This window comes from Nocardia sp. NPDC004260 (assembly GCF_053603155.1).
Window position 1 is genome coordinate 24787 of sequence record NZ_JBSGEZ010000078.1, and the last position, 7987, is coordinate 32773.

At 63.9% G+C, this 7987-nt stretch carries 8 protein-coding genes and 2 pseudogenes; 8 read left to right on the forward strand and 2 right to left on the reverse strand.

The features are described from left to right. The first annotated feature begins 59 nt into the window (after window positions 1-59). Entirely contained in the window at window positions 60-692 is a 633-nt protein-coding gene (locus ACWEO7_RS31850; RefSeq protein WP_452428725.1) for a TetR/AcrR family transcriptional regulator, read from the forward strand. 156 nt (window positions 693-848) lie between these two features. Next, window positions 849-2888, forward strand: a complete 2040-nt coding sequence (locus tag ACWEO7_RS31855; RefSeq protein WP_452428727.1) for an NERD domain-containing protein — start codon at window positions 849-851, stop codon at window positions 2886-2888. On the opposite strand, the pseudogene ACWEO7_RS31860 reads toward ACWEO7_RS31855, so the two are convergent. Continuing rightward, window positions 2872-3090, reverse strand: a pseudogene (locus ACWEO7_RS31860) (CHAT domain-containing protein); the annotation flags it as partial. The gene ACWEO7_RS31855 and the pseudogene ACWEO7_RS31860 overlap by 17 nt on opposite strands. A 189-nt stretch (window positions 3091-3279) precedes the next feature. Here ACWEO7_RS31860 and ACWEO7_RS31865 point away from each other — a divergent pair. From ACWEO7_RS31865 to ACWEO7_RS31890, 6 genes are all read left to right on the forward strand, one after another. Then, entirely contained in the window at window positions 3280-4185 is a 906-nt protein-coding gene (locus ACWEO7_RS31865; RefSeq protein ID WP_452428729.1) for an aromatic prenyltransferase, read from the forward strand. An 870-nt stretch (window positions 4186-5055) separates the two neighbouring features. Then, window positions 5056-5364: a WXG100 family type VII secretion target gene (locus tag ACWEO7_RS31870; RefSeq protein ID WP_452428731.1), complete on the forward strand. Its 309-nt coding sequence runs from the start codon at window positions 5056-5058 to the stop codon at window positions 5362-5364. Further along, the gene (locus ACWEO7_RS31875) at window positions 5364-5651 is read left to right on the forward strand and encodes a WXG100 family type VII secretion target (protein WP_452428732.1); all 288 of its coding nucleotides are present in this window, start codon (window positions 5364-5366) and stop codon (window positions 5649-5651) included. The genes ACWEO7_RS31870 and ACWEO7_RS31875 overlap by 1 nt, the downstream gene beginning before the upstream one ends. Beyond that, window positions 5651-6865, forward strand: a complete 1215-nt coding sequence (locus ACWEO7_RS31880; protein WP_452428734.1) for a colicin E3/pyocin S6 family cytotoxin — start codon at window positions 5651-5653, stop codon at window positions 6863-6865. The genes ACWEO7_RS31875 and ACWEO7_RS31880 overlap by 1 nt, the downstream gene beginning before the upstream one ends. A gap of 92 nt (window positions 6866-6957) precedes the next feature. Then, window positions 6958-7188 carry a DUF7683 domain-containing protein gene (locus tag ACWEO7_RS31885; protein ID WP_452428736.1) on the forward strand — a complete coding sequence of 77 codons (231 nt, stop codon included), beginning with the start codon at window positions 6958-6960 and terminating at the stop codon, window positions 7186-7188. Between the two features lie 37 nt (window positions 7189-7225). Continuing rightward, on the forward strand, window positions 7226-7594 hold the full coding sequence (locus ACWEO7_RS31890) for a YbaB/EbfC family nucleoid-associated protein (protein ID WP_452428738.1): 369 nt from the start codon (window positions 7226-7228) through the stop codon (window positions 7592-7594). A gap of 171 nt (window positions 7595-7765) precedes the next feature. On the opposite strand, the pseudogene ACWEO7_RS31895 reads toward ACWEO7_RS31890, so the two are convergent. Then, window positions 7766-7987: pseudogene (locus ACWEO7_RS31895) on the reverse strand (hypothetical protein); the annotation flags it as partial.

A 7987-nucleotide genomic window follows, 5' to 3' on the forward strand; every position in this document is an offset into this window, starting at 1 on the left:
TACGATGCTATTGAGCGCGAGTCAACAGTGTATTGACTGGCGTTCAGTAGGATGTTTCGGTGACCAGAACTCAGGGAGACGCCCCCAAGCGCACGCGGCTGAGCCCCGACGAGCGCCGCGAGCAGCTGATCACCTTGGGTGCGAAGATGCTCGGCGAGCGCGCCATCGAGGACATCTCCGTCAGCGAGATCGCCGCCCAGGCAGGGATCTCCCGCGGCCTGCTGTTCCACTATTTCCCGACCAAGCAGGACTTCCAGCTCGCCATCGTGCACCACGCCAACGCCGAACTGCTCGAGCGCGTAGCCCCGGACCGCTCGCTCGGCCTGTTCGAGATGCTGCGGGACTCGATCGAACGCTACGTCGAGTACGTCACCGAGAACCGCACCTCATACCTGGCACTGCTGCGCGGCCCCACCAGCGTCAGCCCCGAGCTGGCTCCGCTGGTCGACCAGACCCGCGACTCGATCATCGGCATCATCCTCGCCGAGAATCCCACTCCGATCGCCGAATCCGACCACCCTCGCCTCATGCTCGCGATGCGCGGCTGGATCGCGTTCGTCGAGGAATCGACTCTCACCTGGCTGCGCTCCGAGCCCATTTCTCGTGCGGAGCTGATCGACCTGCTGGTCGAATCGCTGATCGCCATAGCGTTCTCGGTGGACCCGGCTCTGGCTGCGGCGCTTCGGGGTTGACGGGCGCATCGCGACTGTGGCGCTGCCCACATGCCGCATTTCGTATGCCCTTGTGCTGCCAATACCCTGCTGCTCCAGTGTCTTTCGATTTTGTGCCGGAAATCGCGGCGCATACCGTTGTGTGGTCGATGGTGTGGACGGCGATGGAGGCCGCCGATGTTGGTCATCAATGAACGAACGACGGCGCCGCGATCCGAACAGCGCGTGCTCGACTGGATGCGGAGCTGGACCGGCCAGTACGTCATTGTGGGACTCGCGATCTCGGGGTGTTACCTACCCGACCGCGAGCGCAAGGACGAAACGCAGGAAGCCGATCTGGTGGTGATCACACCCAGGGCGGCGGTCGTCGTCGAGGTCAAGGGCACCGTCCCGGAGGCGACGAGCGGTGTCCTGTCGGTGCAGGCCAACGGCCGCTGGCGGCTGTCCGGCTACGCGGGCGACCCGATCCACGTGCGCGACCACGACAGCAGCCCGTTCGACCAGGTGACGAACAACGTCTTCAACTTGAAGACGCTGGTGCGCAAGCACAATGCCGAGGCCTTCGTCGACGGCCTGATCGTCGTGGTGCCGCCCAGGGATTCGAACCTCACGCTCAACATCGAGTCACGCAGGCGCGGATGCGCGGTGGTGCTCGGAGCCGGTCAGGCCGACCTGCGCGCCTGGTTCCACCGCACCGCGAGCCGCAAGCTCATCTGGACCGCCGAACGCACCCACGCCCTCCTGACGGACTTGAACCTGGGCGACCAGATCACCGTCGACGACCTGGTGGCGGATGGTTTTCCGGCGGAGCGGAAGTTACGGGCCGGGACGCTGGCGGCGTTGGAGAGCGTCACGCGGAAGGCGCCCGAGCTCGAGGGTAGGACGTCCAGCGAAGATTCCGACACCGACGACGTGTCGGCTGGTTCGGACGCGCCACCGGTCGACGCCGTGCCCGAGCCGCACGATCTCGATCCGGATGCAGCGCGATTCAGCGAATCCGGCTCGACGCGAACCGCGAAAAACGATGACGAGGCAGATGAGGTTTATCAGCATGTCCCGGAGGTAGATCAGTCGCCTGCGTCGCAGTCCGCGATTGCCATGGAGCAGACAGACGCATCGGGAACCGTGGCGCAGGCGCCCCCCGCCCAGGATGTCGAGGAGCACGAGAGCTCGGAGTTCGTGCCGTCGACGCGGCCCAGTGCCGAAAGCGCACAGCGAGCCCAAGGGGCGTCGTCGACGGCTCGGCAGTCGCTCGAGCACACGGATGTGCCAGGCGGCAGCCAGAAGGTGTCCGCGTCAGAGTCGTATTCCCCGCAGGCACTGGTCGCCGTAGCTGCGCAGGCGCAACCCGCCCAAGCGGATCCCTTCGCGCCGGAATACCTCGCGCCGGAGCCCGAATCACATCCCGTGCCGCCGGACCCGACAACTCATGCCGATCTGTACGCTCGGAAAGACGATCACCGGTCCGCATCGTCTCTTTCGGATGCACCGCCGCTCGATTCCGATGTGCTTACGGACGAGCACGCGGAGCCGTCTCGGTTCGAAGGCCGACTCGCGGCGAAGCCCGCGCGGGAGGAAGTCGCCGAGCCGTACGCCGATGCGACGGGACGTTTCACCGCCGGATTCGTACCGTCGATACGGCCCGCCACTGCCGAGTCCGACACGATGGAACGAACCGACTCCGAGTTCCCGCCGGACGATGAGGAATTCGCTCCCGACGAGCGACCGGCGCCCGCACCGTCGTCCTTCACGGACAACTGGTCGTCGTGGATCGAGCCCGCCGCCGACCGGCCTCGGCGCCCACGTCCGGTGCAGGCGCCTCCGCCGAGCCGGCCCGCATCGTGGTCGACGCCCACCCCCGCACCCGAGCCACTGCGCCGACCCACGCCGACGGCTGTGCTCGAGCGCCGTCCACGGGTCCCGGTTCGCGAGCAGATAACCGCCCTGTCCGCGCGGATCCCCGGTCGCACCTCCGAGAAATCGAAGTCACGCGGCCACCGCTCGCAACAGATCGCCGCGGTGGCGCTGATCGTGCTGGTTATCGGCACGATATGGATACTGGCCGCCTCCTGCTCGACGCCCACCGGCGGCGCTGTGCAACCGACCCGAGCTCCTGTGCTCACCACCGAGGCGGTTCCCCCACCGCCGCCCGTCACGGAAACCCCGGCCCGCATGAACCTGCTGCCTCTGTGCACTCCGCTCACGCCGAAGTGCTGACGACGCATGCCCCGGCGTGCAGGTAGGCGGCCCAGAGCGAGGGGGTGGCGGGAGGCGCATCGCGCACAGCCTGGATGGCGCGGTGCAGCGCGTATGCGGGACGGGTCACGTCCAGGTCGGTGACCAGAGCGGCGTAGAACGCGTCGGCCACCTGCACGGCGATTTCGTCGTCGATGGGCCACAGTGCGCCGATGACGTGTGGGTATCCGGCACCTTGGTCATGCCCTCACCCGCCTCGTCCGTCCGTCAACCGCGTGACCCTGGAAAGATGCGGCAGCGCAGAGCGCTGCCCGCGTTCCCACGTGTGGCACCCGCCCCTTAGTTGCGTTCTGGTTGAATGGAATTGGCGAAACCGTGATGTTGCTCGTAGTACCGATCTCTGGAAGGACGCGTGTTCACCACTACCGAATCCGAGCTGGAAGATCTCTACGCGGCCATCGAGGAATCCGCGCGGCTATGGAACGTGCCCTGCACTCGAGAAGCTGTCCGGCCCACTCTTACCGCGTACGGCACGATGCTCACGCGTTCCGTGATCTCCCTCCGAGTGGTCACCGACGCCCGCCGCTCGGGAGACCTCGACTACCGCTTCTTGACGCTGCCGAGCGACATCGACCCTTACGACATAGCCCTTTCCAACGAGCTCGTTTCCGAGACCGATCATCCGGTCGGCGCTCTGCTGGACCAGGTCCGGGAGCGGTGCCCGATCCACAGCTACGGGATCGACGTCGGGGTAGTCGGCGGCTTCAAGAAAATCTGGCCGTTCTTTCCTGCCGATGGCATGCAGAAGGTGTCGGAACTCGCCGAACTACCGTCCATGCCGCCCGGTCTCGCCGACCACGTCGGCATGTTCGCACGTCACGGCCTGGAGGACAAAGTCGGCTTGCTCGGCATCGACTACCACGACAAGACGATGAACGTGTACTTCCCCGGACTGCCGGCCGAGTGCTTCGAACCACGCGCCATCGTGTCGCTGCACCGGGATGCCGGACTCCCGGACCCGAGCGACGACTTTCTCTCGCTCACCGAGAAAGCATTCGATATATACGCCACCTTCAGCTGGGAATCGTGCCGGATCGAGCGTCTCTGTTTCCCGGTGATAACACCGGACCCGACAACGCTCCCGGTTCGAATCGAACCGCGCTTCGAGCAACTCGTCGACAAAGTCCCGGTCCGTACGACCGACCGTCGATTCACCTATGCCGCAACCTCTTCGCCCGATGGGGAGTCCTACAAGTTCAGTTGGTTTTACCAATGGCAGCCCAGGATTTTGGACAGGATGAAGACGTCCGATTCGTAGAGCTGTGGCGATAGGCGTTCTCCGTGCCAGCTGAAGCAATCCCACAACTGCTGTGATGCAGCCTGAGGATTGCGGTGTGGTTGGGAGAGTTGGACGGCGCAGCTGCCGATGAAGGTGTGGGCGCGAAGTGGGTCCGGATACCGCTGAACCGGTGTTCGCCTGGGGACGTCGATCGGGCTGCCCCGGTCGATCCGTCGTCCTCGGATGGCGGGTCCGCCGAGCGCCACCGTGTCCTCGCTGCAGACGAATTCGACTTTATACCGAGTAGCGGCGGACATGGGTTCCGGCTGATGCGGTACCCGGCGTGACGGCCACGCGACAGCAACCAGAGCAGCGGTGACGGTGAGTTCGTGCACTCATCGGCGCGGTGCGGGACATTTTGGCACGGTACACTTAAGTGCCAGTGCGGCAGTGGTTTTCGGCCATCAATCAAGCAGGGGTGGGGTTGTGGGACGTGACGGTCCGCAGGTGAGTCGGCAGCACGGATTGTGCGCTATTGGCGCAGGCAGGACGGGAGCGGGCCGAACGACCGGTGGCGAGCAGGGGGCCACTGGTGGGTAGAGGGTCTACACCCAGCCTGTGGTTTCCATCGGCCCCTCCGTAACAGTGTCCGGCCGCGTCCGCTCGAGAGGGCTGCCGGTGGCCGGCGCCAGCTGGAGGCGATTGTCTGCGCGAGAGCACGACGAAGCTGATGGCGAGATCCGCAGTGGGAGCCACGTTGACGCTCGCGTGGTGGGGGTTGCCCAGGTCCATAGCCAGCGCGTCCACGACGTATAGCAACTGGTATCCGTCCATCGGACTGCGGAAGTCCCACTCCTGCTTCGGAATTCCCCTCGCTGTTCTCCCTCGTCTCCGTGATAGCGTCGCAAGGTGCATAGCAATCCCGAACAGATGCATGCCGCAGCCGAACGGATAACGGCAAGGGCGAACGAGTTCTGGGACGACGTCGAGGCGTTGCGCAAGGAAGCCGACGCTCTGATGTCCGCCGATTGGACCGGCGAGGCGGCCGATTCGCACGCCGCGCTGTGGACTGAGTGGGTGGATTCGGCACGAAAGGTTGCTGCCGCTCTCAGCGAAGATGCAGCGTTGATTCATCAGGCCGCTGACAGTTACGTGAAGACCGATAACAGCAACGCCGGCGACCTTACGTATGTTGAGTTCAACCTGGGCAATTCGTGATGTCCGCTTACACTGCCGACACCGACCGGATTCTGGCCCTAGTCGAGAAAGCTCGAGGAATCGGCCAGCAGATCGAGCAACGCATCGCCGATGTCGAGCGCGAAGTCGCTGCGCTGTACATCGAGTGGGAAGGCAAGGCGGCGGAGGCGCACCGGTCGAAACATGACACCTGGCACCGCGAGATCAACGACATGAAGACGGCTCTCGCGGAGCTCGAAAACGCTGCCCGCGCCGCTCGTGACCGATACCTGGCCAATGTTGCTCACAACCGAGGAATGTGGCCCTGATGGCGCCCATCACCATGGACCCAAGCGTCCTGTACAGCGCAGCAACCCTGTACGAGGCGGCCCGTAACAACGCCGACGGCCTCATGCGAACGCTCGCCGGGGCACTGGACAAAGACTGGGGCTGCGCGGGCAGCGACAGCGCCGGCCGCACCTGGGCCAGCAGTTACGACCCGGCCGCGTTCAACGCCGTGGCCGCCGGAACGGATATCGTCAACGCATTCGGCAAGCTCCGTGACCTGCTTGCCTTTACCGCCGTCAATCATGTCAATACTGAGAAGCTCAACAAAACGCCTCCTGAGACGCCGGACCCGTCGCCCTCGGTCCTCGAGACCACGACGGCACCAATATTCAGGGGTGCATTCGGCGGTGACACCGACCCGCCGTTCGGGTGGGAACTGGTTAGCAGCTGGCTGCAAGGCCACACCTGGCCGAACGGAAGCCCCGACAAACTGAGGAGGCTCGCAAAAGCGTGGAGAGACGCAGCTAGAGGGCTACGCAGTGCCAGCGATGGCACCGGACAGGCGTGGCTGAACATGGAGCAGATCGCCTCAGATGAACTGCCACAGGCGCTTGCTCAGATGGATGTGGTGTTCACAAGCGTCGAGACCGTCGCTACGAAGTACGAGAGTCTCGGTAGCGCATGTGACGATTGGGCGCAGCAGATCGAAGACGCGCACCAGAAGATCCTCGCCATCCTCGCGGGCGCGCTCGGTGTCGGAATCATCGCCGGGGTTCTGGTCGGCATTTTCACTGCGGGGACGGGAGCCGTCGGGACGACAGCCGCAGCGGGGAGTTCCGCTGGCGCCGCCATCGTCACCGTGCTGATCGCGTTCGACGCAGCCGCTGCCCTTGCCGCCGGTGTGACCGTCGCGGCGGGTGCGGCAGCCATCGGTGTGGCCACCGAACTGCAGCCCCTTCTCGAGGCCAACCCCACCCAGTTCAACGCCAGCACGAACGCGGGCGGGGGTAACCACAACTATGTCCCCCCACCGAAAGGTGGGTTGCCAGGATTTCCAAAAGCGCGGCCGGTGAAGAAAGTCGGACCGCGGTACAGGCAGCGCTGGCAAGACAATGATGGCAATATCTATGAGTGGGACTATCAGCACGGCGCTGTGGAGAAATACAGCAAAAACGGTAAACATCTGGGCGAGTACGATCCTGATACGGGAAATCAAACAAAGCCACCCGACCCGGGACGCGTACCCGGGCGGTGAGATCTTTGAGATCGTCCGAGCACCGCGCACGGTCGAGGCCGCTGCGGGGCGGTAACCATCGAACAATCGTCACCTAAGCCATTGGAGCGCAATTGAACTATCTAGAAGCCTACGATAGGCAGTCCGGGTTCCTGGTCGACGAGTATCCGCTACGCGGCATCGATCTTGCGGGACTGAAGCGGTTGCTGAATATTGATGAAGGTATCGAGATATACGGCTGCGATGTTTCCCGAGAACAGGTGAGCGAGCTCGCTCGATACATTAGCGAACCGTTCACGTTAGACGACGCATGTGACTATCAGGTCGGCTTTTACCGCGAGTAGCCCAGTGCACCGACCGATCCGATCTTCAGGAGGCGTTGTGGACTATTTGGACCAATGGAACGAAGAGCAGCGTCGAGCCGTAGCTGAATGGCGGCGCAAAAATAACGATTTAGGGCAAGCTCTCGCGCAGGTAGCGGTCCGGGCTGGCTCTCGTAATGGCGAGCTGGGTGTGACTGTAGACGCCCGCGGCAAGGTAACCGATCTGCGGATTACGCCGCAGGCTCTCCGGCTCGGCGAAGTCCAGCTTGCGCGAGTGCTGCTAGAGACCATCCAGCGCGCCCAATCGGATGCGCAGCAACAGGTGGAGGCCATGTCACGCCCATACACCGAGGATCCCGATGCCGCCGCCGCAATGAGGTTCCTCCGTGAGACTCTGGGCGAACATGCGCCGAGAAGTCGACCATGAGGCGCGCCCGCGATATTTCGCCCACAGCAGCGAGCCGGAGACCGTCGAAGGTCGAGAAAGCTCTGACGTGTTGACTCGAGCGGGACTCGTCTCTCCTTCGCTGTGACGGCGATGCTGGCGTTCTGAATCTCCATGCTTAGGTGACTAGGCGGTCGGCTCGAACGATTCCTGCTTGGCCTTTTCGGCGGCCAGCTCGTAGTAGAGCTTGCCGCTGGTCATCAGGATGCGCTTGACCTTGCTGCGGTCGCCGATGCCCTGTTCGTAGGACGGCTCATTGAAGACCGAGCGGAACTTGCTTTCGGTGAAGTCCTTGAGGTCGGAGACCACGGCCTTGTTGCGCAGCATCGACTTCGGGGTGAAGACGATCAGCGGGCGGCGGATGCCGTCCAATGC